The organism is Nonomuraea spiralis (assembly GCF_014648435.1).
GTDB lineage: Bacteria > Actinomycetota > Actinomycetes > Streptosporangiales > Streptosporangiaceae > Nonomuraea > Nonomuraea spiralis.
The window spans coordinates 23,145-43,888 of sequence record NZ_BMRC01000050.1; the positions used below are offsets into that span (position 1 = coordinate 23,145).

Consider the following 20,744-nt stretch of genomic DNA (forward strand, 5'->3'; position numbering starts at 1 on the left):
CATTGACGGAACGCCGGTGGCGCACTCCGACCGCGGAGACCATCCGTCCATCGGACGCCAAGATCGTGGCTGCAGGATCCGAGGGTCAACTCAGACCTGGAGACATGATGAAGTGGAATCAGCTCACGATGGGCGCCGGCGCGCTGCTCCTCACCACCATGCTGTCCGCCTGCGGCGGCACGGAGCAGCCGGTGGCGGCCAAGGAGGAGGCCCCCAAGGCGACCCAAGCCGCCGGGGGGAAGTTCGTCGCCGAGTACGGCGAGGCCGACACCGACCTCGCCGCCGAGGGGCTGCGGCTGCTGAAGCCGGGCAAGGTGCTCGAAGGCTTCGCCGCCAGCCTCAACGGCATGCTCGTCCTGCCGTACGACGTCACCCTGGCCGGTGAGCAGTGCGGCGAGGTGAACGCCTACTACAGCCCGGACGAGAAGAAGATCACCATGTGCTACGAGCTCGTGGCCGACGGCTTCAGCCGGTATCGCGACAAGGCCGGGACCGAGGAGGAGAACGACGAGCACGGCCAGGCCAACCTCGTCGACACGCTGTACCACGAGCTCGGCCACGCCGTGATCGACCTCTACGACCTGCCCGCCCTCGGCAAGGAGGACGACGCGGCCGACCAGTTGTCCGCGTTCATGATGTCCCAGAACGACGACGACTCTGCGAGCGTCCAGACGATCAACTACTACTTCTCGTCGGCCGGCGACCAGGACCGGGCCGCGCTCCCGTTCTACGACGAGCACTCGATGGACGAGCAGCGGGCCTTCAACTACATGTGCTGGATCTACGGCTCCGACCCCAAGGCCTACGCCGACTGGGTCGGGGAGGACGGCTTGCCGGAAGGCCGCGCCGCGAAGTGCCCGGCCGAGTACGAGAAGCTCGCCAACTCCTGGACGAAGCTGCTGGAGCCGCACATCAAGGACTGAGGGCGAACTGCGGGACACCGGCCCGCACGCCTTCCAGCACGGCCTGCCGTACGACGGGCTGGGTGAACCGCAGCGGCGACCCGTCGCCCAGGATCCCCATGCCGACCAGCGCCGACAGGGCGGCGGCCGCCTGGCTGTCCGGCAGACCGGCCAGGTCGGCCACAGCGTGGAACTCCGCGTCGTCGTCGAGTGCCGCGACCGCCTCGGCCAGCGCGGCGGCCCCGGGCCCCGCGTGGCGGAGCTGGCCGGCCACCCACCGCTCGATGGAGGTGGACCGCTCCCCCGCCCCCCGCGCCCGCATGTGCTCGGTGAGCAGGAACGTGTTGCCGCCCGTCGCGCGCAGGCACGAGGAGACGAACGCGGGCTCCGGCTCCGCGCCGAACAGCTCGCCGGCCAGGGCCGCCGCCGCCTCGCGGGGCAGACCGTCCAGGCGCACGAGGCCGAAGATCGAGCAGAGCGACTCCAGCAGCTGACCGTCGCCGGCCGGGACGCCGGTCGCCCTGCTCGCGGCGACCAGGAGCGGCACCCGTTCGATGCGCCTGGCCAGGTAGGCCAGCCAGCGCAACGAGCCGGGGTCGCACCACTGAAGGTCATCGATGAGGATCAGCAGCGGCACCCGCTCCGCCAGCCGCACGGCCAGCCGGTAGAGCGCGTGCAACGCGCCGGGGCCACCCGACGACGGCCGGTTGTGCCAGACGATGTCGGCCGCGGGCTCGACCGTCCCGCTGAGCAGTCGCTGCCGTTCCTGCGCCGGCAGCGCGTACAGGATGGGCTCGAAGATCTGCCGGGCCACGCCGTAGTCGTACTCGCTCTCCAGCGGATGCGCCTGCGCCTGCGCCACCTGGAATCCGCGCATGTCGGCCAGGGCCTCCACCCCCCTCAGGAGCTGGGTCCTGCCGGCGCCCGGCACGCCGTCGAACAGCAGGCTGCCGCCGGTGCCGGACTCGGCGGCGGCCATGGCCGCCCCGGCGGCGGCGAGCTGGTCGTCCCGGCCGAGGCAGCGCAGGCGGGTGACCGGCTTCCTGATCGTCACCGGCTCCGGCGGCAGGTCGAGCTCGGAGGTCTGCGCGAGGATGTCAGCCTCAAGTTTGCGCAGCTCAGGCCCCGGATCGACGCCGAGCTCATCGGCCAGATAGCGACGCGCCTCGGCCAGTACGGCAAGGGCGTCGCCCTGCCTGGAGGAGCGGTAGAGGCCCAGAGCGAGCAACCGCCAGCCCTCCTCGCGGGTGGGCTGGGCGCGCGCGTGCGCCTCCAGCGCGGGCACGGCCTCGGCGTGCCGGCCCAGGGCGAGCAGGGTGTCGAGCCTGCGTTCCGTCGCCCCGAGCTGGAGCTCCTGCAGCCTGGTCGCCTCTCCCCGCGCCCACAAAGTGTGCGCGAACTCGGCGTAGGCCGGACCCCGCCACAGGCCGAGTGCCTCGTCGACCAGGTCGAGGGCGGTACGTGGCTCGGCGGCCGCTCTGGCCTGCTGCAGCAGCCGCTCGAACCGGGCCGAGTCGAGTGCCGCCTCCTCCACGCGCAGGACGTAGCCGCGCGGCTCGGTGATCAGCACGGACGGCCTGCCGGGTTCCTGGGCGGGCGGCTCGACCACGCGACGCAGCCGGCAGACGAACGTCCGCAACGAGGACAGCGCCTGCGGTGGCGGGGCCCCTTCCCACAGGTCGTCCAGCAGCTGGTCGACCGGGATGACCCTCCCGGGCGACAGCAGTAGCCGGGCGAGCACCGCCCTGTTGCGTGGCGTGCCCACCTCCAGGCGTTCGTTCCCCCGCCACACCTCGACAGTTCCGAGCACGCCGAAACCCATCGACCGCATCGTTGACCCCCCAACGGTTCCGATCTGAACGCAGGCAATGGTGCGGGCGGCCGGTAGACGTTTCGTAAACGAAGCATCGACGACCCGTCGATCGCCGTCCCATGCCTCAGGTTGTTGCCGTGGCAGGTTCCTGTCGTCTGCTTTCATGGCGAATTCCTGGAATGCCGGGCAGAGTGGCTCCCGTTCCCCGGAATCACCGAAAGGAGGAAACCATGGACCACTCCATGGGCACGGCCCCGGAACTGACGATCGAGGACCTGAGCCAGGACGTCGACACGGCGCCGTCGTCAATCAGCTCCGTTTTCTGCGTGGGCTGCGACTGATTATCGAAAGGACGGACATGGAAGACACCAGGATCGCCGCGATGGACATCACCATCGAGGAACTCTCGGATGTCGAAGGAATCGCACGGGGCTGTACCAGCACCGTCCTGTGCTTCACCCTTCCGCCGACGTAAACAGCTGTTGATCTGAACGACAGTCGATTCGGCCCCCCACGCGGGGGGCCGAATCTCTTTTCCCCCGAAGGAGCGAAATTGCCGGTCGCCATTGGATTCACCAGGTTCGCCGCGGCGCATGTGGTGCCGGAGCACGGCGTGTTTCTCATGTCCGAACACCGTCAGCTCCTTCTGCGCGGCGCGTTGATCGAGAAGCTGGCGCCTCTGCTGGACGGATCCCGCACCCGCGCCGAGGTCGTCGGCGAGCTGGCCGCGGCGTACGGGGCGGACGCCGTGGAGCGGGCGCTCGGGCTGCTGGCCGAGGCCGGGCACGTCGTCGAGATGGATCCGGGCACCGATCGGCGGGCGGCGGGTTACTGGGAGCGTGCCGGGCTGAACGGCGACGCGGCCTGCGAGTCGGTGCGCGCCGGGAGTGTGCGGCTGCTGGCGCTGGGCGGCACCCGGCGCGAGTGGTTCACCGGCGCGGCCGACGAGGCGGGCCTGCGCCTGGGCGGCGCCGAGGCCGGGCTCACCGTCGTGCTGACCGACCACTACCTGCACTCCGAGCTGGCCGGCATCAACCGGGCCTGCCTGCGCGAGGGCCGCCCGTGGCTGCTGGCCAAGCCGACGGGCACGACGATCTGGATCGGCCCGCTGTTCCGGCCCGGACGGTCCGCGTGCTGGGCCTGCCTGGAGCACCGCCTGCGCGGCCACCACCCGGTCGCCTCCTTCGTCCGACGGGCCGGCGGCCTGCCCGAGTTGCCGCTGGCGGTCACGGACGTCCCCGCCGGCGTGGCCGTCGCGGTCCGGCTGGCCGCGCTGGAGGCGCAGAAGTGGCTGGCCGGCGCGCGTACGGAGGAAGACGCCGTGATCACGCTCGACACCCTCACGTTGACGCCGGAGCGGCACGCGGTGCAGGCGAGACCGCAGTGCCCCGAATGCGGCACCGCCGACACCAGGCCCGAGCGCGTCCCCGATGCCGTGCGGTTCACCGACCGCGTCAAGGCGGCCACGTCGGACGGAGGGCACCGGGCCCGGGATCCCGAGCGGTTCCTCGCCGACCACCAGCATCTGGTCAGCCCGGTCACCGGCCTCGTGCCCCGCCTGGTGAAGCAGGAGAACGACACGGACCTGCTGCACACCTACACCGCCGGGCACAACTTCGCCGCCCGCGCGCGCGACCTGGACGGGCTGCGCACCGGCCTGCGCATGAGCAGCGGCGGCAAGGGCCGCAGCGACGTGCAGGCCAAGGCCGGCGCACTGGCCGAAGCCATCGAACGCTACTCGGGGGTCTTCCAGGGTGACGAGCCCCGCCTCACCGGCTCGTTGCGCTCGCTCGGGGATCGGGCCGTCCACCCCAATGCCGTCTGCCGCTACAGCGACCGGCAGATCGGCGAACGCGATTCCTGGAACGCCGGGGAATGCCCATTCCATTGGGTGCCCGAGGCGTTCGACGAGAACGCCAGGATGGAATGGAGCCCGGTGTGGTCGCTGACTGAACAGCGTCACAAATATCTGCCGACCGGCTCGCTGTACTACCAATATCCCGACGGCGGCGGCCTGGTGAAGGCCGACTCCAACGGCGCCGCCGCGGGATCGAGCACGGAGGACGCCGCGCTGCAGGGATTCCTGGAACTCGTCGAGCGCGACAGCGTCGCCATCTGGTGGTACAACCGAATTTCCCGGCCGGGCGTGGAGCTGGCCGGATTCGGCGACGACTATTTCACCCGATGGCAGCACGAGTACCACCGGATGAATCGCGAGACGTGGATTCTCGACCTCACCACCGATCTTGGCGTCCCGGTCGCCGCGGCCGTTTCCCGGCGATATGACAAACCGGCGGAGGACATTCTCGTCGCGTTCGGCGCGCATTTCGACATGCGCATCGCAATTTCGCGGGCCATGACCGAGATGAACCAGTTCCTGCCCGCGGTGCTGCCCATGCGGGCCGACGGCACGGGTTCCTACGCCTACGACGATCCGTACCAGGTGCGGTGGTGGCGTACGGCGACCGTCGCGAACCAGCCCTACCTGCTGCCCCACGCGAGCCTGCCCGCGCGGACGGCCGCCGACCATCCCTGCGTCTTCCGTCCCAACCTCCGCGACGACCTGCTGGAGGCGCAGCGGATCGTGGAGGGCAAGGGGATGGAGATGCTGGTGCTCGACCAGACCCGGCCGGACACCGGGCTGCCCGTGGTGAAGGTCATCGTGCCCGGGATGCGGCATTTCTGGCCCCGCTACGCGCCCGGACGCCTCTACGACGTGCCCGTGCAGCTGGGCTGGCTGCCGGAGCCGCGCACCGAGGATCAACTGAACCCCATCGGCGTCTTCGTCTGAGGAGTGGTGAGATGAACCCGGAGCTGTCACCGCGCCTCGCCTTCAGGGACGGCGTGCAGGTGCTGCCGGAAGGCCCGGTCACGCAGGTACGGCACGCCATGGCGGCCTTCCGCCTCCGTGGTGTGCCGCCTGCGCTGCGGGCCGCGCTCCACCGCCTCGTCGGCGAGCGCGTCGCCTGCGACCCGGAGCTCGACCGGCTGTGCGCCCGGCTGTCGCCGCTGGTCACCAGCTTCCTCGTCGACGCGCAGGAGCGTCCCGTGCTGAGCGTCGAACGGCTGACGCGCACCGCGACGTTCGCGCCGGCGCCCCTCGCCGCCGGAACGCGGGTCCGGCTCTCCCGGTTCGCGATGTCCCGCCTGCACCAGGGAGAGCTCGTCCTGGAGTCGCCGCTGTCGATGGTCCGCCTGCGCTGGCACTCGGACGAGGGCTGGCGGTTCATGGCGGGTCTGTCGGCCGGGCGGGCGGCGTCCGGGCTGAGCGACGCCTTCCTGCACGCCGCCGGGCTGCTGGAGCTCGACACCGGCAGCGGATTCCGCGAGCCGGACGTCCTGCGCCAGTGGGAGTTCCACGACCTGCTCTTCCACTCGCGCAGCAGGCTGGGACGGCACGGCGAGCCGTTCGGCGCCACGTACCCGTTCAGGGGGGAGATCCCGCCGCGGCCCGCCGTGAAAGGGCCGCCCGCGGGGCCGGTCGTCGAACTCCCCGCACCCGACCTGGACGCCGTCTCCGAGCGCGACCCGGCTTTCACCGACGTACTGGAGCAGCGGCACTCGATCCGCGAGTACGGACAGCGGCCGCTGCGGGCGGACCAGGTGGCGGAGTTCCTGTACCGGGTGGCGCGGGTGCGTTCGCTCTCGGCGGCCGAGGGGCTGCCCTACCAGGCCAGCTCGCGGCCCTACCCGTCCGGCGGCGCCTGCTACGACCTGGAGCTCTACCCGCTCGTCGAGAGGTGCGACGGCCTGGCCCCCGGGATCTACCACTACGACCCGCTGGGTCACCGGCTGACCGGCGTCGAAGCCGGCCCCGCCGACCTGGCGAGGATACTGGGCGACGCCCGCTCGGCCGCCGGGCTGGCCCGCTCCCCCGACGTCATGTTCGTGATCACCTCGCGTTTCCAGCGCCTGTCCTGGAAGTACCGGGGCCTGGCGTACGCGGCCACGCTCAAGAACGTCGGGGTGCTCTACCAGACGATGTACCTGGTGGCGACCGCCATGGGGCTCGCGCCGTGCGCGCTCGGGTCGGGCGACTCCGACCTGTCGGCCCGGGTGCTCGGCCTCGACCCTCTTGAGGAGTCGGCCGTGGGCGAGTTCATGCTGGGGAGCCGTCCCTCATGACGCCGGTCGTGGCCGTGGTGCTGATGAGGGTGGCCGGCCTTCCGGTGCGGGATCTCGACGTCCTGGTCGCCCCCGGGCTCGGCGGCCTGCTGGAGCGGGCCGCCACAGAGCGCGGCCGCTCCGCGGAGCTCGGCCGCCGGGTCGCCGACGCCCTGCACGACGTCGTCCCCCGCCTGGCGGAGGAGGAGCGGCGGGAGGCGCTCAGGCTGCGGCGTGACGCCCACAACGGCCGCTGCACCGACCGCACGCGCGCCGCCGCCGACGCGGTGGAACGGCACCTCGATCGCGAGCTTCGCGATCTCGTCGGCTCCTGGCTCCGCTCGGTCACCGCGCTGCGCGAACGCCTGGCCGAGACGGACCGGGCGGCGGACTCGCACGTCGCGGCGGCCGGCCGCCAGGTGTTCGGCCTGCTGACCCGGCCCGACATCATGAGCACGCTCGCGCTGGCGAGCCCCGCCTTCACGCGCGTCCTGCTCGGCCCCGATTCCGCCCGGACGAGCCCGCCGGACAGCAGGACGTGCAGGACCGCCGTGTCGTACGCCACCAGGGCGGCGCTGAAGCCGAGCCCGTTCGGGGCGCTGGGCCGTACCGTCCCCTCGGCCGCGGCGGTGAGCTCTCCCCTTCATCTGGCGGTCGCCCTCGTCCGGGCCTGCGCGCAGCACCCGAGCCTGTCGTCGCGGTTCCCGTCCCGGGTCAACCCGAGCCTGCGCGACGTCGCGGGAACCTGGTACGCGATGCTGCCCTGCTACGACGTGCCCGCCGGGCTCCTGCCGCACCGCTGGGACGAGGTGACGGACACCTCCCTCTACGTGCCCGGACACCTCACCCCTGACGGCCCGGACACCGCCCGGCCTCTCGACGCCTGGCCCGGGGCCGGGGCGGAGCTGGCCGGCAGATGGGTGGAGATGGGGCTCCTCCTCCCCGACGTCCCGTGGCGGTCCGGCGAACGCGACTGTCTGGCCCGGATCGCCGACCGCGTGCCCGCCGGACCCGTGTCCGGCGCCCTCGCCGAGTTGAGGCGGGCCGAACAGCGGATGCCGGCCGCCGACGCCGCCGAACGGGTACGGCTCGACGCCCGGGCGCGGCAGGCCGCCGCCGACGCCTTCGAACGCCTGGAGACCTCCCCGCCCGCCTGGCTCCGGAACGCGCCCCTGTTCCACGAGACCCTGCCCGCCGACGACGTGCCGCTGCCCGCCCTCCCCCCACAGGTGAGCGAGGATCTGGCCGTCGTGGCGGCGCGGATCCGGGCCGGGCTCGGCCGGACGCGCCTGTACGACGGCCTGGTCCGGCACTTCGTCGCCCGGTACGGCCCCGGCGGACGCTGCGACGACCTGCTGGAGTTCCTCTACACCTACCCGTGGACCCCCGCCCCCGCCCCGGCGCACCCGCCGCGGCCCGGCGGCACGCTGGGCCGCCCCGCCGCCACGGTGTTCTACCAGCTCGCCGCGGACGGCCGCGCGGCCCTCGACCGGGGCGACTACACCCTGGTGGTCAACCAGGTCTGCGTCGAGCCGGGCGGGCAGGCCGCGCGATGGGACGGCGCCCACGGCACGGCGGACACGCTGCGGGCCTGGATCTCCTCGCTGCATCCGGGCAGCACGGTGTACGAGCTGCTCGCCGGAGCCGACTTCGCCGCCGTGCAGATGCCGGCCGCCCGGCTCTTCGAGCGCGTCGCCTGGCCTGCTGATCTCGGCCCTGCGCAAGGCCGCGACCTGCGCGGTTTCGCAGTGACCCACGACCGCCGGACCGGCACGCTGCAGGTCCGTGACCCGGCGGGCGCCCATGCCGCCTTCGTCTATCTGGGCGCCGTGCCGCTGCCCCTGCTCCACGGGCCGGTGCGGCTGCTGGCCACGCTGACGCACCCCTGGATCCCGACGTCCCCGCAGACCTCGGGAACGCCGGGCGCCAGGGTGCGGGAGGGCAGGGTGGTGATGAGCCGGGCGCGGTGGCGCCTGCCCGCCGCCGCCGTCCCGCGGCGTACCGGCTCGTGGGCCCGGCACCTGGCGGACCTCGCCGTCTGGCGGGCCGCTCACGCCGTCCCGCGCCAGGTGTTCGTACGACGCGGCGGGCGCAAACCGTTCTGGGTGGACTTCCACGCGCCGCACACCGTGGCGCTGCTCGACCATGAGCTGACCGGCGGGGAGATCGAACTGACCGAGGCTCTGCCCACCCGTGAGCAGCACTGGGTGCGCGACGGCTCCGGCCGCGCCCGGGCCGCCGAGTTCGTCGCCCTCGTCCGGCTGGACGGCGGCGCATGAGGCGGGACTGGCTCTACTACCGGCTGGTCGTCCAGTCGGCGGACCACCTCCAGGACGTGGTTGAGCACCCGCTGAGCCGGCTGATCGAGGCGGCCGAAGGGATCGAGCGCTGGTTCTTCCTCCGGTTCACCGACCGGTGGGGCCCGCACGTCCGGCTGCGCCTGGCGGCGACGCCGGAGCGCGTCCGCGAGGTACGGCGGCTCGCCCGGCAGGTGTTCGAGGCCCGGGACGCCTGGCCGAACCGCCTGACCGGGTCCTGGCGCGGTGCGGCACTGTCCCTCTACGAGCCCGAGCTGGCCAGGTACGGCGGCGTCGCCGGCGTGGCGAGCGCCGAACGGGTCTTCCAGGCCTCCAGCGAGCTCGCCCTGTCCCTGGCCGGGCCCGGCCGGCGGGAAGGGCGACTGGCCACCGCGCTGACCGTCACGCGGACGGCGGTCGAGCTGCTGCCGCCGGCGGGCCGCAGATCCTTCCTGTACCACATGGCGTGGTACTGGACCGGCCACGACCGGGAGCGGCGGACCAGGATCCGCCTGCTCGCCGGCCGCCGCCCGGTGCAGCCGGCCCCCCTGAGCGGCCCCGCGTCCGACCTGTACGGGCACCACCTGGAACGGGCCCTGGCCGAGGGGCCTCGGACGGCCCCGCACCTGCTGTTCCACTTCGTCCACACCACGAACAACCGGCTCGGCCTGAACGTGCTGGAGGAGGCGCTGATCGCCGAGCAGTTACTCCTCGGCTGACGGAGCCAGCTCCTTGGCCAGGTATCCGGCCTGGAACCGGCTCTGTGCGCCCAGCGTCTTCATGATCTCGGCGATGTGCCGGCGGCACGACCTGACCGACAGCCCGATCGCGCGGGCGATGAACTCGTCCTTGGCGCCCTCCGCGAGCATGGCCAGGATGGTCGACCGCAGGTCGTCCAGCACCGGCGCGCTGTACTCCGCGGCGAACTGCTCCCCCGACGTCCAGTACGACTCGAAGACCCGGTGCACGAATGCCACCAGCGTCGGCTCCCGGACCACCAGCATCGTCGCCGGCTCGCCGGACGCCGGGACGAGCGCGACCCTGGCGTCCAGGACGAAGACGCGCGCGGGCACCTCGGCGACGCTGCGCACCTGCGCGCCCATCCCGGACAGGTCGAGCACGTCCTGCCGCGACCTCGCGATGCGCCGGTGCGCGTGCGGGCACAGCAGCCGGACCGCGACGCCGCGCTCCAGCGCGCGGCGCAGCCCGGGGGCGACCGGTTCCTCCCCCGGCTGCGCCACGGCCACCTCCTCGGCGCAGGCGGACAGCTCGCTGTCGAGCAGCGCCTCCGCCTCGGCCATGGGGACGGCGGTGACGGCCCGCTCCCGCCAGCCGTCGAGCGCCTGCACGTACAGCGGCCCGAACTCGGCCAGCACGCTGCGGGTACGTTCCAGCCGCAGCTGTTCGAGGCGGAGCCGGGCCTCCTCCTGCAGGGTTCCGGCCGCCACCAGGGCCGGCCCGATCGCGTGCAGGCGGCCTCCGGCGTCCGCACGCAACAGGCCCATGCCGGTGAGCCAGGTGGTGGCCCGCGCGGGGGGCTCCCGGAGCCGGAGGCCCTCCCGCAGTTCGGCCAGGGTGGTCCCGCCGTGCCGGACCACGTGCAGATAGATCTGCACGGCCTCGTCGCTCAGCTCGGACATCGGTGCTCGTCCCACATCACGGGCAGCTGCTCGAAGTCCTCGGTCGTGGTGCCCGCCACCTGGCGGAGCTCGGCCACCGGAACGGCCAGCCGGAGGCCGGGCAGGCGGCGCAGGATCGCGCTCACCGCCTCGGCGAGCTCCACCCTGGCCAGCCCGGCGCCCACGCAGTGGCGCGGCCCGCGGCCGAAGGCGAGATGCGCGGCCGGAGAGCTTCGCGTGACCACGAAACGGCCCGCGTCGGGGAAGACGCCGGGATCGCGGTTGGCCGCCGGCACGTTGAGCAGGATCGCGTCCCCCTCCCTGATCGTCACCCCGCCGATCCTGAGGTCGGCGTGCGCGTAGCGAGGTATCCCGTGGGTGTTGGCGGACGCCAGCCGCAGCCCCTCCTCTACCGCGGCCCCGACGAGATCCGGACTTCGCTGGACCAGCGCCCGCTGGTCGGGGCAGGCCAGCAGGAAGGCCGTCACGAAGTCGACGCGCAGGGCCGTGGTGGCGTACCCGCCGAAGAGCACCGCCGCGCCGAGGCGGGCGAGCTCGGCGACGGAGAACGGGCTCTCGGCGACGGCCAGATCGCTCAGCAGGTCCCGTGCCGGCCGGCGGCGCTTGCCGCGGAGCAGCTCCTCCACGTACGCGACGAGCCTGCCCCAGGCCGCCCAGCTCCGCTCCGGCTCGCTCAGCAGGCTCGCCTCGTCGGCCCAGGCGGCGAAGTCGTCACGGTCGGCGTACGGCACGCCGAGCAGCTCGCAGATGACCCGCCCGGCCAGCGGACGGGAGAAGCAGACCCGCAGGTCCGCCGGTGGACCGTGGGCGGCCAGGCCGTCCAGTACCTCCTCAGCGGTGTGCCGGACGAATCCGCGGAGGGCGGCCGTCCTCCTGGCGGAGAAGGCCGGATTGAGCAGCCGCCGCATGGCGGCGTGATCCGCCCGCTCGCTCGCGTGGCCGCCCGCCGGGCCGCCCAGCCTGATCGAGCCGGACAGGCGGGCGGCACGTTCGGGGCACGGGTGCGACCTGCCCAGCCGCCGGTCCGACAGCAGGTCGCGAACCTCGGCGTAGCCCGTCACCAGCCAGGCAGGGTCCCCTGCCTGGGTCGTCACCCTGCGGACGGCCGGACCTTCCAGGTATCCGGCGGCCAGTTCGAACGGATGGAGTCCGGGAAACGGAAGCCGCGGTGGTTCTTGCACGAGTCATCCCCCAGGTCGTTACGATCACCCGATCCAAGAACCCGATGATCGACAGCCGGTTGACACGGGGTTGACGGACGAACCTCAGCGGCCTCGCCGGTGCCGGCCTTCCCGGGTCAGAAGTACTGCCCGGACAGGTCGCCGGCGGGCCAGGACCTGATCGTCTGAGCAGCCTCGTAGAGCTCGTCGAGGAAGGCGTCGAAGTCGGGGGAGCCTGACTCCTCGCGCCTGTTGAACGTCGCGCACAGCGTGATCCCGTTGTAGGTCCTGGTCAGCAGGGCGTAGGCGCCGGGCATGCTCGTGGGCGCGCTCCTCGCCTAGGAGTCTTTGTGCTCAGACGCCTGCTCGTGTCCGCTGCCCTTGTCGGCTCTGCTCTGGTCAGCCCTGCGGTGGCCGCCGTGCCCGCCTCGGCAGCCGTGCACGTCAACGCCGCTACGTCCTGTTACAGGCAGGTCGGGACGCACTGGGCCTGTGTCACGCCCGGCGCTTACTGCCCCAAGGCGGCACGCAACAAGAACGGGTATGCCAAGGGTACGAACCGCAGGTACAAGTGCAGCGAGTACAGCAACCACCAATGGCGGTGGAAGCGCGCGTGAGGTAGCCGTACGTGAAGAAGCCCCTGCCCGCCCCTCAGAGGACGGGTGGGGGCTCGTAGATTGGCGACAGTGCCCTGGGATGACCCCTGACCCCAGACACATCAAGCGACATGAATGGGAAGTCATGGCAGCGGAGTTCGCGATCGGCGAGTACATCCTGGTGCAAGACGGCAGGACCTTCGAAATCTTCCATTGCCTGGCGGAGGCCAGGCGTTACCACGTGGCGTTCCTCGGAGTGGACGCGAAACCACACGGTGACGGCTTCAAGGTCACGATCGGCACCCGGTACAAGGACCGGATCGTCAACGGGGTGCAGCTGAAGATGGATCAGCAGCAGTTCGCGCGTTTCCAGGACTTCATGGCCGCGGCCATCGAGGCGCGCGACGGCACGAACGCCCCATAGCCGGTCACCGGGGTGTCAACGGTGCGAAGAACGCTCAGCGTCCCCGGCCCTGGCGCCGCTGATGCTCTCGCCGGTCGACGACCGACTGCATCCGTCGGGAGGTCGACCCTGTTGGCCGTGTACCGTCCTGACCTGCTCGAACAGCCCGTACCGCTCATGGCTGTCCCCGCGTTCCTCGATCCCGGGAACCGCGATTCGCCGGGCGGCCTCAGCAGTCAGACATTCAGCGATCTTTGCACGGCGGCGTCCACTAGCTCGTGGATCTCCTGCTCGGTGAAGATGTCGGGCAGTGTCAGCCGCTCCACGATGAGCCAGTTCAGAGTGAGATAGAGGAGCACCACCGCGGTCGAGTCGCCGGGCAGACCCGAGGCGGCGTGGTAACCGATGTTGGCGTCGATGTCCTCGCGGATGCGCTTGGTCAGCACGGCGCGCAGCTCAGGGCGGCGAGTGGACTCAAGCCGGAGCTCGAGCAGGGCCAGGTAGCCGGAGCTGAAGGCGGAGACCCGATCCACCAGCTCGTGCATGAGCTCGGCGTAACGGGTTTCGTCCTGCACGCCCTCCCGGCCGCGGGCGATCGTGGCCTCGTCGGGTAGCAACCGCTCATAGATCCGCCCGCCGACCTGGGTGAACAGGTCGTCGCGGTTGGCGAAGTAGTTGGAGGCCGTGCCCGGGGGCACCGTCGCCTCCGTGTCGACGGCCCGGAAGGTCAGCCCCCGTGCTCCTTCCCTGGCCAGCACCTCGATGGCCGCGTCGATCAGCGCCTGCCGCCGCTCGGGATTTCTCCGCACTTGACACCACTCCGTCTGTAGTACTACGTTTTGACCACTCCAAACAGAGTACTACATCGGGAGTTATCAAATGCGAAAGCTTGTCTACTACGTCGGCGTCTCGCTCGACGGCTACATCGCGGGCCCCAACGCCGAGTTCGACTTCTACCCCGTGTCGGACCAGATGGCCGCCTGGATGAATGACCGTTACCCCGATACGGTCCCCACCCACATCCGCAAGCTTGTCGGCCTCGAGGGCGTGCCCAACAAGGTCTTCGACACCCTGGTGATGGGCCGCGGCACCTACGAGCCGGTCCTGGGCACTCCCATCACCAGCCCGTACGCCCATTTGCGCCAGTACGTCGTCTCCAGCACGCTGACGATCGACGACCCCACCGTGCAGGTGGAGACGGGCGACCCGATCGAGCTCATCCGGCGGCTGAAAGCCGAGGACACCGGCATGGACATCTACCTGTGCGGTGGCGGCAAGCTCGCCGCCACCCTGCTCCCGGAGATCGACGAGATCATCCTCAAGAGCTACCCCGTGGTGGCGGGCGCAGGCATCCCCATGTTCTCCGGGCAGTTCCGCCCCACCCCGTTCGCCCCCACCCGGCGCGAGACCTTCGACAACGGCGCCCAGGTCACCTGGCTCACCAGGGCTTAGCACCCAAGGAGGAAGCATGCATATCAAATTCCCCGCCACGATCACCCAGGCCAAGGCCGAGCATCAGGCCCGATCGCCGCACCGGCACGACCAACCGGCGCGCGACCTCAAGCCCACCGGCCGGACCAATCTCTCCCGCCGCCCGACCGCCGCCCCTCGCCGCAGCGGGTACTGAACGAGCTGGCGCTCCGTACGCCTGCTCCACCAGCGCGGCACCTACCTCCTCGATGCGATGGCCTCACGCGACGCCGCCGCTCTCCGCTCATCCGCCCGAGCGCAGAGCTGAAGCCACCCGCCTGGACCTGACCGGGGCGCCGCCGATCTTGGTGTGTCTGTGTGCAGGGTGAGGGGCTGGGTGATCAGCGCAGCCAGACACTGGAGGGCACCGCAGGCACGGATCGACCCTGTCCGCGCAAAGACGTGCGAGCGCAGTCCACCTGCTCATGTACGGGATAATTGCCCATTATCGCGTACATGAGCGATCATGGCGGCGCGCCGACCAGGAGAACCTCTCGCCAGGATGTTGCGCGACTCCGGTATGTATCCGGTTACATCATCCGGACCAGCGCGAAGCGCTGTTCGGCGGCAGGTGCACCCGCTGCCCGTTGCGCGAGCGGTGCACCACGGCCAAGGCCTGGCGCACCCTGACCATCCGCCCGCATCACGACCTGATGGCCGACGCCCGCCGCCGGGCCGCCACCGATGCGACCTGGCGAGCCGACTACCGCCGCTGAAGACCACCGGTCGAACGCGGCGTCGCCTGGATCGTGGCGCGCGGTAGCCGTAGGCTGCGCTACATCGGTGCCATCAAGAACGACGCCTGGCTCCACACCCGCGCCGCCGCCCTCAACCTCCGCACCCTGATCAACCTCGGACTGACCCGTATGAACGGCACTTGGGTGATCACCTCTGCCGGTGCATGGGCGTAGCGGCGAGGGGCATCCCAGCTCCGAGATACCCCTCCGCCAGCAAGGGTTTCAGCGGCCTTCTACGTGTACTGACCAGGCAGATTCGGAGCCGATACCGGCCGGGCTTGTTCAAGGCGCAGTGGCCCCGTGATGCGTCCGGCTCGCCGCCGACCGCCGGTCAGATCATCAGGCCACCGGAGACACGCAGGTTCTGACCTGTGATCCACTGCGAGTCGGGCCCGGCCAAGAAGGCAACGACGTTGGCGATGTCCTCCGGGCGTCCCAGCCGTTGCAGTGGCGTCAGGCCCACAACATGCGCGATGGCCTGCTCCAGATTCTCCCCGGCTGCGGCGCGCATCGTATCTGTGTCGGTGGCACCGGGCGTCACGCTGTTGACCGTGATGCCCCTGGGGCCGAACTCGCGGGCGGCGACCGCGGTGATCGACTCCAGCGCCGCCTTGCTGGCGAAGTACAAGGCCAGACCCGGCACCGCACCGGAAGAGGAGATGTTGATGATCCGCCCACCCTCGCCGAGCCTTTCGGCGGCGGCTTGGATAACGAAGAACGGCCCCTTGGTGTTGACGGCCATCACCTCGTCGAAGTCGCTCTCGGTGGCGTCGCAGATGTTCCCCATCGGATTGATCGCCGCGTTGTTGACCACCACGTCCAAACCGGTCAGGCTCCGGTCGACCTCACCGAAGAGGTGCTTCAGGTCCTCCAGGCGCCCCTGGTCCGCTCGTACCGCGATCGCCTGCCCGCCAAAAGCCGCCACTTCAGCCACCACGTCCTCAGCCGCCGCCTGGTCCCGGTTGAAGCTGAACATCACTGTCGCGCCCTCACGAGCCAGCCTCACCACGATCGCTCGCCCAATCCCCCGCGACCCGCCGGTCACCAGTGCCTTCTTCTTCTCCAACGTTCCCATGTCAACTCCTTGCCATCGGCCGCTCCCCTGATGGGAGCGCTTCACAGCGGAGTCGTAACAACAGTGTCAGTCTCGACATCCGCGCCGAAGAGAATTCCAGGAAAGGGGGCAGCGGCACCGGGCCCTGCCGCAACCGAGGTCGACTGGGGCATCGGCCGCGACAGGAAGACTCCGGGGCTGAGCAGCAACCGTACGGCCAATGGCGGCAAGGTCGGCTGAGCGCGTTGTACCCGGTGGCGGCCCAGTCTTACCGGTCGAGTCCCTCGCGTCCAGCGAGCCCAGGCGCCGTCCGGTTCGCCTTCGCGCGACGGAAGACAGCGTCAGGCGACACCGCGCCGGAGGGCGTGGTAAAGCGGTGGATCGGCCGATCTGCAACGTGCGGGCGGCCTCGGTAACGCTCACGCCTTCGTCGACCAGGTGCCGGGGCGTAGCCAGCTCGGCCGGGCCGATTGTCTGGGGCCGGCCATCCGGCCCCAGGCAACTGTGAGGGACAGGGGGCTCTCTGTGTGCCCGGGCACTGCGCCAGGGCGGGGAGAAGTACCGCGAGGTCCTGGAGGTGGGGCAGGCCGTCATCTCTGGCCGCCCGCCTGCGCGAGCACGGCCAGGCGGTCGACGTCGACCACCGGCACGCGCACCTGCCCCGGGACCTGACGAAGTAGAGCGTCCGGGACCGTCCTTACCGGCCCCGGACGCCTCCAGCATCCAACCACCTGCACCGCCGAGAGCCCCCGGCCCCCCTTGAACTGCGAGGGGGCCGGGGGCTCTCTCCGTGCGCGGCTCTCCCCATCAGGACCGAGGTTTCCGGACTTTCCCGACAGGTCCACGCGCGCGTACGCGGGGAGAGTTTCGGGGACTTTCGGGAGGGAGTTACGCGCGGGGCTCCCCGCTGGGGAGCGCATGTCCCGGGTGGTCAGGGCAGGGTGCGTGGATGGTTCATTCAGACACGTACTCGAAGCGCCAGAGCTGGGTGACGGATCCATCTGCAGGGCGCAGTTTCACGTCGCCCCGCGGGATCACCGGAGGCTCGACGTTCCAGAGCAGGTCACGGTAGGGAGCCTGGATGACCCAGGTGTAGCCGCCGGCCGGCGCGATGGTCCAGACCATGGCGTCGTTGTTGGTGATGACCGATGCCCCCTCCTCTGTCCACCGCACTGCGGCGTAGCCGTTGATGCCGACGTTCTGGATCGTGTATCCGTCTCCGCTGCGGGTGATTTTCCAGTGCGCGAACGGGCCTGGGTACTCCCGGGTACTGGAGACGAAGGCCGCTTCACCTGCGTTGTAGGCCCGCAGCGTGCTGTGCGAGGCCACATTGATGATCTGGTAGATGCCCGGTACCAAGGCCGCGGCTTGGGCGCTGTTGGCGGTGGCTGCGGCGGTCAGGCCGCTCATCGCCCAGGAGCAGAGCAGCAGGGCTGCGGCCAGGGCGGTCCTGATGAGGCCGCGCGCGGTGCGGCTTCGGTGTGTCGTCAACAACACATCCTCCTTGTGTAACTGAGCGACTACGGAACGTCAACGCGATGGTCTCATCGCCCAAGGGGTCAGTCACTTTTTGTAAGTGGAATGTTGCTGTAAGGCATTGAGGGGGTGGGGTCGGCGGCGGGTGTACTGGTGTCCTTACCCGGCTGTTGACGGGTGGGCGGGAGGCCGCCGAGTCCGCCGGCGGCGCTGGCTCCGAAGACGTTGCCGAGGCTGCCGAGGGTGTCGATGTTGGGCTGGTTCATGACTGCTGCTCTGCGGCGGCCAGGAGCTGCAGGATCTCGGCGCCGAGCTGTCGGTAGTCCTCAGCGACGGTGCCGGCGGTGGCTGCGATGCGACGCTCGGGGGCCGGGCGCTCGGGTCCGTGTCACCAGACGCAAAGTAGCTGTGAGTAACCGGGAGCTCCCGGGCGGGTTGACATAAGACCCGTTAGCGAGCAACGCGACCTGCGGAAACGCGCCCGCCGCCGTTATCGGGGCGGCGGGCGTCGGACTCATCCCCGAACGTCCGGACCGAAACCCACAGTCGGGCACCGCGACCATCACCCTGTGTGGCCTGCGGCAACGCTCTACCTTGCCCCTGGTGACACGGACCCGAGCACCGGGCCTTGACATCTGCCTGCACACCAGCCGCGCCCGCCTCGGCTACGACCGCGCCCGCGTCCTGCCGGACAAGCACGCCGGACTCGACCTGCACCAGCAACGCCACAGCGCCGCCTCCCACCTCGGCGACGCCGAGATCCCGCTGCAGCTCATCATGGGCAAGACCCGGCACAAGAACCCCCGCACCGCCATGCGCTACGTCAAACCCGGAGCCGAAGCCATCGCCAAGGTCACCGAGCACCTTGCTCCACCCCGCCGCCGGCACTGATCGCGGCGGTCATTCTCGCCCCTCGCGACTGCGCGCACCGTGGCGACCAGAAACCGTCGGCCTCCACCGCTACCGTGTTCGCATGCCCGCACGGTCGAATGACTTTCAGGCGGTCGTCTACTTCATCCGATCACATGTCGATGCCGACGCCGTGGTCACCGAGTCAGCGATGCTGCCCGACCGCACAGGGGCGGGCCTGCGTGAAGTCGACGTCCTCATCACCAGCCGTGCTCGTGATGGCAGGCAGGTGCGGATCGGGGTCGAGTGCCGTGACCACGCCCAGAAGCCGGACATTACCTGGGTCGAGCAGGTGGTCACCAAGCAGGCGGACTTGGAGCTGGATCAGATGGTGATGGTCTCTTCCAGCGGTTTCACTGCGGGCGCGGTCGCCAAAGCCCGTTACTACGGCATTGAGCTGGTGACGCCGGAAAGGCCGATCCCCGCGGACGGGCCTCTCGGTCGGCTGGGGCAGCCGCACCTAGAATTTCGCGACCTGATTCGAGAACGTCTGATCTCCGTCTCCGGCCAGGTCAGCCGGAATGGGGACAGTCAGACCATTCCCTTGCCTGCGGGCGCTGCGGTCTTCGACGCTGAGGGCATCGCGCTGTGCAGTGTCGCCGAGTTGGTGGGGATCTTTCTGGATGGCGCGGACCTGCGGGAAGTGGTGGCTCAGGCTCCCGGCCAATCCGTGGAGTTGCGCGTACAGGTGTCCGATTTCGTGCTTCGCCGTGACGAGGGCGGCGATCCAATCGAGGTGTTCATCGGCACCCGGGACGGGCAATTACTACGCTTGACCGACTTCGACGCCGTACTCGGCGCACGGGTCGAGGCGCGGCCGGTGCTGCTGGCGGCGGCGGAGCTCCAAGGGACGGCCTACGCTGTCGGCGCGGGACATGTTGGCGATAACCGCGCCTTGGTGATTTTCTCCGATTCCCCTGCAGGAGAGCGCATGTCGGTCCGGGTCACTGACGCTGATGGTCAGGTCAGCGACTGGATTGCTGATCGTTCGACCCAGACCTTGCGCCCGCACACCTCTCCAGCCGACCCAGAAGTGAACGAAAGGACCTGATTCGCCTGCTGCGGCCCTTCACCCAGCCCGGGTCGGCCAGGACGCGCATTGTTCCCCGAGGCTGGTCTCGACTCACCAGCTCCCACGGGCCGCCACTGACGACCTTCAGGCCGCGCTCAGACAGCTTCCAGCGCCAGTTGTCGGGGGCCTGCTGTTCGGGGTCGATGTAGACCAGCCCGTCGGCGAGCAGCCCGTACAGGCCCCCCATGCCTGGTGTGGACGGCAGCCGGTGGCGGCGCGGATCGCCTTTGGCAGGTAGGCGTCGAAGCATCGGGGGGCGGTGCCCGGGGTGGCTAACAGCTTCAGGACCTGGCTGCGGATCTGCATCCCGTCAGGGTAGCCATCCGGGTGCGGCGCGTACCGGTGGTTTTCTGGCGCTGACAGGGGCCTTGCGAGCGGTGCGGGAGCCGTCGTCCGGTCCGTTCGGGGGTGTGCCTGGTGGTGCTGTCCCATTCGGGCCCTCTTGCGTCGGGACGGCCGGTAGCGGCGGGCGCGCGGACTGGAGCGCGGCGGCATGGTCGGCGTCGCGACGGGCTGCGCACGACGCCCGATCCATGCACGTGCCAGACGCGCTCTTTCCGCTGCTTGCGGCGCACCACTGCAGGTACCTGGCTTGCGCTCGGCCCGTGTATGCGAGGAACTCGAAGCGCTTGAGGTAGCGATGGCCTTGGCTGGGAGGCAGGGCGCGGTCATACTGCAGCCGGCCGACGACGATGCCCTCGGCGATGCCGGCTCGCGCAGCGAACGCCTCGATATTGGTGAACGGCGTGGGGCGGGCGCGCAAGCGCTGGTAGTCCGCGTTGAGATGCAGGGGGATCAGCGTGTCGGCGGCGAAACGGTTGGCCTCATCTTCTTCGGCGGATTGACCAGCGTCCTTGGCCGGGTCGTCATCCAGGAAGGTAAGGCGTTTGCCGTGGTGCAAAACATGCCCGAGCTCCATGCTCGTCAAGACGCTGATGATGTTGCCGGACCGTCCTGTTATGGCCGCCTTGAGTGGCATTGTCACGCTCCAACGCTGGGCGATTGGATCAAGAGGTGATCTTCTCCGGTGCGTCAAGGCGGGTTGCCGAGGCGTCACCCATGTCACCGCCTGCCCTGCCAGGCCCGGTCCTCTTGCCGCGGGCAGGCCATC

General features: G+C 70.4%; 20 protein-coding genes. 11 read left to right on the forward strand and 9 right to left on the reverse strand.

Annotated elements, in window-relative coordinates; translation table 11 throughout:
• Positions 1-104 precede the first annotated feature (104 nt).
• Positions 105-923 carry a DUF4344 domain-containing metallopeptidase gene (locus IEZ27_RS50830; protein WP_189653863.1) on the forward strand — a complete coding sequence of 273 codons (819 nt, stop codon included), beginning with the start codon at positions 105-107 and terminating at the stop codon, positions 921-923.
• Here IEZ27_RS50830 and IEZ27_RS50835 read toward each other — a convergent pair.
• The gene (locus tag IEZ27_RS50835) at positions 913-2,724 is read right to left on the reverse strand and encodes a BTAD domain-containing putative transcriptional regulator (protein ID WP_189653864.1); all 1,812 of its coding nucleotides are present in this window, start codon (positions 2,722-2,724) and stop codon (positions 913-915) included. The two genes, IEZ27_RS50830 and IEZ27_RS50835, sit on opposite strands and share 11 nt — an antisense overlap.
• A 544-nt stretch (positions 2,725-3,268) precedes the next feature.
• Here IEZ27_RS50835 and IEZ27_RS50840 point away from each other — a divergent pair.
• The 4 genes from IEZ27_RS50840 to IEZ27_RS50855 are packed head-to-tail and all read left to right on the forward strand — an operon-like array spanning position 3,269 to position 9,835.
• Entirely contained in the window at positions 3,269-5,506 is a 2,238-nt protein-coding gene (locus IEZ27_RS50840; protein ID WP_229825085.1) for a TOMM precursor leader peptide-binding protein, read from the forward strand.
• A gap of 11 nt (positions 5,507-5,517) precedes the next feature.
• A complete protein-coding gene (locus IEZ27_RS50845; protein WP_189653865.1) occupies positions 5,518-6,840 on the forward strand; it encodes a SagB/ThcOx family dehydrogenase in 1,323 nt (440 codons plus the stop codon).
• Positions 6,837-9,098, forward strand: a complete 2,262-nt coding sequence (locus tag IEZ27_RS50850; RefSeq protein WP_189653866.1) for a lantibiotic dehydratase — start codon at positions 6,837-6,839, stop codon at positions 9,096-9,098. The genes IEZ27_RS50845 and IEZ27_RS50850 overlap by 4 nt, the downstream gene beginning before the upstream one ends.
• Positions 9,095-9,835: a thiopeptide-type bacteriocin biosynthesis protein gene (locus IEZ27_RS50855; RefSeq protein WP_189653867.1), complete on the forward strand. Its 741-nt coding sequence runs from the start codon at positions 9,095-9,097 to the stop codon at positions 9,833-9,835. The genes IEZ27_RS50850 and IEZ27_RS50855 overlap by 4 nt, the downstream gene beginning before the upstream one ends.
• Here IEZ27_RS50855 and IEZ27_RS50860 read toward each other — a convergent pair.
• From IEZ27_RS50860 to IEZ27_RS50870, 3 genes are all read right to left on the reverse strand, one after another.
• A complete protein-coding gene (locus tag IEZ27_RS50860; protein ID WP_189653868.1) occupies positions 9,821-10,756 on the reverse strand; it encodes a LuxR C-terminal-related transcriptional regulator in 936 nt (311 codons plus the stop codon). The genes IEZ27_RS50855 and IEZ27_RS50860 overlap by 15 nt on opposite strands.
• Positions 10,744-11,850 carry a cytochrome P450 gene (locus IEZ27_RS50865; RefSeq protein WP_189653869.1) on the reverse strand — a complete coding sequence of 369 codons (1,107 nt, stop codon included), beginning with the start codon at positions 11,848-11,850 and terminating at the stop codon, positions 10,744-10,746. The genes IEZ27_RS50860 and IEZ27_RS50865 overlap by 13 nt, the downstream gene beginning before the upstream one ends.
• Before the next feature lie 203 nt (positions 11,851-12,053).
• Positions 12,054-12,233: a hypothetical protein gene (locus IEZ27_RS50870; protein ID WP_189653870.1), complete on the reverse strand. Its 180-nt coding sequence runs from the start codon at positions 12,231-12,233 to the stop codon at positions 12,054-12,056.
• Between the two features lie 379 nt (positions 12,234-12,612).
• Here IEZ27_RS50870 and IEZ27_RS50875 point away from each other — a divergent pair, with 379 nt between their 5' ends.
• Positions 12,613-12,936, forward strand: a complete 324-nt coding sequence (locus IEZ27_RS50875; RefSeq protein WP_189653871.1) for a hypothetical protein — start codon at positions 12,613-12,615, stop codon at positions 12,934-12,936.
• A 215-nt stretch (positions 12,937-13,151) separates the two neighbouring features.
• Here IEZ27_RS50875 and IEZ27_RS50880 read toward each other — a convergent pair whose 3' ends face one another.
• Complete coding sequence (locus IEZ27_RS50880; RefSeq protein WP_189653872.1) at positions 13,152-13,724, reverse strand: TetR/AcrR family transcriptional regulator; 573 nt, start codon at positions 13,722-13,724, stop codon at positions 13,152-13,154.
• A 70-nt stretch (positions 13,725-13,794) separates the two neighbouring features.
• On the opposite strand from IEZ27_RS50880, the gene IEZ27_RS50885 reads away from it, so the two are divergent.
• The 3 genes from IEZ27_RS50885 to IEZ27_RS55205 all read left to right on the forward strand — a co-directional run bounded on the left by IEZ27_RS50885 (position 13,795) and on the right by IEZ27_RS55205 (position 15,101).
• Positions 13,795-14,367 (forward strand): dihydrofolate reductase family protein, encoded by a 573-nt coding sequence (locus IEZ27_RS50885; protein ID WP_189653873.1) that lies wholly within the window; start codon positions 13,795-13,797, stop codon positions 14,365-14,367.
• Between the two features lie 16 nt (positions 14,368-14,383).
• Entirely contained in the window at positions 14,384-14,542 is a 159-nt protein-coding gene (locus IEZ27_RS50890) for a hypothetical protein (RefSeq protein WP_189653874.1), read from the forward strand.
• A 268-nt stretch (positions 14,543-14,810) separates the two neighbouring features.
• Positions 14,811-15,101, forward strand: a complete 291-nt coding sequence (locus tag IEZ27_RS55205) for a transposase (protein ID WP_189653875.1) — start codon at positions 14,811-14,813, stop codon at positions 15,099-15,101.
• Between the two features lie 352 nt (positions 15,102-15,453).
• Here IEZ27_RS55205 and IEZ27_RS50900 read toward each other — a convergent pair whose 3' ends face one another.
• From IEZ27_RS50900 to IEZ27_RS50910, 3 genes are all read right to left on the reverse strand, one after another.
• Positions 15,454-16,197, reverse strand: coding sequence for an SDR family NAD(P)-dependent oxidoreductase (locus IEZ27_RS50900; protein ID WP_189653876.1), 744 nt, complete (start codon positions 16,195-16,197; stop codon positions 15,454-15,456).
• Between the two features lie 933 nt (positions 16,198-17,130).
• The gene (locus tag IEZ27_RS50905; RefSeq protein ID WP_189653877.1) at positions 17,131-17,670 is read right to left on the reverse strand and encodes an RICIN domain-containing protein; all 540 of its coding nucleotides are present in this window, start codon (positions 17,668-17,670) and stop codon (positions 17,131-17,133) included.
• 65 nt (positions 17,671-17,735) lie between these two features.
• A complete protein-coding gene (locus tag IEZ27_RS50910) occupies positions 17,736-17,918 on the reverse strand; it encodes a hypothetical protein (protein WP_189653878.1) in 183 nt (60 codons plus the stop codon).
• A 337-nt stretch (positions 17,919-18,255) separates the two neighbouring features.
• Here IEZ27_RS50910 and IEZ27_RS50915 point away from each other — a divergent pair, with 337 nt between their 5' ends.
• Both IEZ27_RS50915 and IEZ27_RS50920 read left to right on the forward strand, forming a co-directional pair.
• A complete protein-coding gene (locus tag IEZ27_RS50915; protein WP_229825087.1) occupies positions 18,256-18,543 on the forward strand; it encodes a hypothetical protein in 288 nt (95 codons plus the stop codon).
• 82 nt (positions 18,544-18,625) lie between these two features.
• The gene (locus IEZ27_RS50920) at positions 18,626-19,612 is read left to right on the forward strand and encodes a restriction endonuclease (protein ID WP_189653879.1); all 987 of its coding nucleotides are present in this window, start codon (positions 18,626-18,628) and stop codon (positions 19,610-19,612) included.
• A 331-nt stretch (positions 19,613-19,943) separates the two neighbouring features.
• Here the strand turns inward: IEZ27_RS50920 and IEZ27_RS50925 are convergent, their stop codons facing one another.
• A complete protein-coding gene (locus tag IEZ27_RS50925) occupies positions 19,944-20,612 on the reverse strand; it encodes an ImmA/IrrE family metallo-endopeptidase (protein ID WP_189653880.1) in 669 nt (222 codons plus the stop codon).
• Positions 20,613-20,744 lie beyond the last annotated feature (132 nt).

Coding starts and splice junctions, on each gene's coding strand:
- IEZ27_RS50875 (WP_189653871.1), top strand. CDS start 12,613: ATGACCCCTGACCCCAGACACATCAAGCGACATGAATGGGAAGTCATG.
- IEZ27_RS50920 (WP_189653879.1), top strand. CDS start 18,626: ATGCCCGCACGGTCGAATGACTTTCAGGCGGTCGTCTACTTCATCCGA.
- IEZ27_RS50910 (WP_189653878.1), bottom strand. CDS start 17,918: ATGAACCAGCCCAACATCGACACCCTCGGCAGCCTCGGCAACGTCTTC.
- IEZ27_RS50860 (WP_189653868.1), bottom strand. CDS start 10,756: ATGTCCGAGCTGAGCGACGAGGCCGTGCAGATCTATCTGCACGTGGTC.
- IEZ27_RS50870 (WP_189653870.1), bottom strand. CDS start 12,233: ATGCCCGGCGCCTACGCCCTGCTGACCAGGACCTACAACGGGATCACG.
- IEZ27_RS50845 (WP_189653865.1), top strand. CDS start 5,518: ATGAACCCGGAGCTGTCACCGCGCCTCGCCTTCAGGGACGGCGTGCAG.
- IEZ27_RS55205 (WP_189653875.1), top strand. CDS start 14,811: ATGTACGGGATAATTGCCCATTATCGCGTACATGAGCGATCATGGCGG.
- IEZ27_RS50885 (WP_189653873.1), top strand. CDS start 13,795: ATGCGAAAGCTTGTCTACTACGTCGGCGTCTCGCTCGACGGCTACATC.
- IEZ27_RS50850 (WP_189653866.1), top strand. CDS start 6,837: ATGACGCCGGTCGTGGCCGTGGTGCTGATGAGGGTGGCCGGCCTTCCG.
- IEZ27_RS50925 (WP_189653880.1), bottom strand. CDS start 20,612: ATGCCACTCAAGGCGGCCATAACAGGACGGTCCGGCAACATCATCAGC.
- IEZ27_RS50890 (WP_189653874.1), top strand. CDS start 14,384: ATGCATATCAAATTCCCCGCCACGATCACCCAGGCCAAGGCCGAGCAT.
- IEZ27_RS50855 (WP_189653867.1), top strand. CDS start 9,095: ATGAGGCGGGACTGGCTCTACTACCGGCTGGTCGTCCAGTCGGCGGAC.
- IEZ27_RS50835 (WP_189653864.1), bottom strand. CDS start 2,724: ATGGGTTTCGGCGTGCTCGGAACTGTCGAGGTGTGGCGGGGGAACGAA.
- IEZ27_RS50900 (WP_189653876.1), bottom strand. CDS start 16,197: ATGGGAACGTTGGAGAAGAAGAAGGCACTGGTGACCGGCGGGTCGCGG.
- IEZ27_RS50830 (WP_189653863.1), top strand. CDS start 105: ATGATGAAGTGGAATCAGCTCACGATGGGCGCCGGCGCGCTGCTCCTC.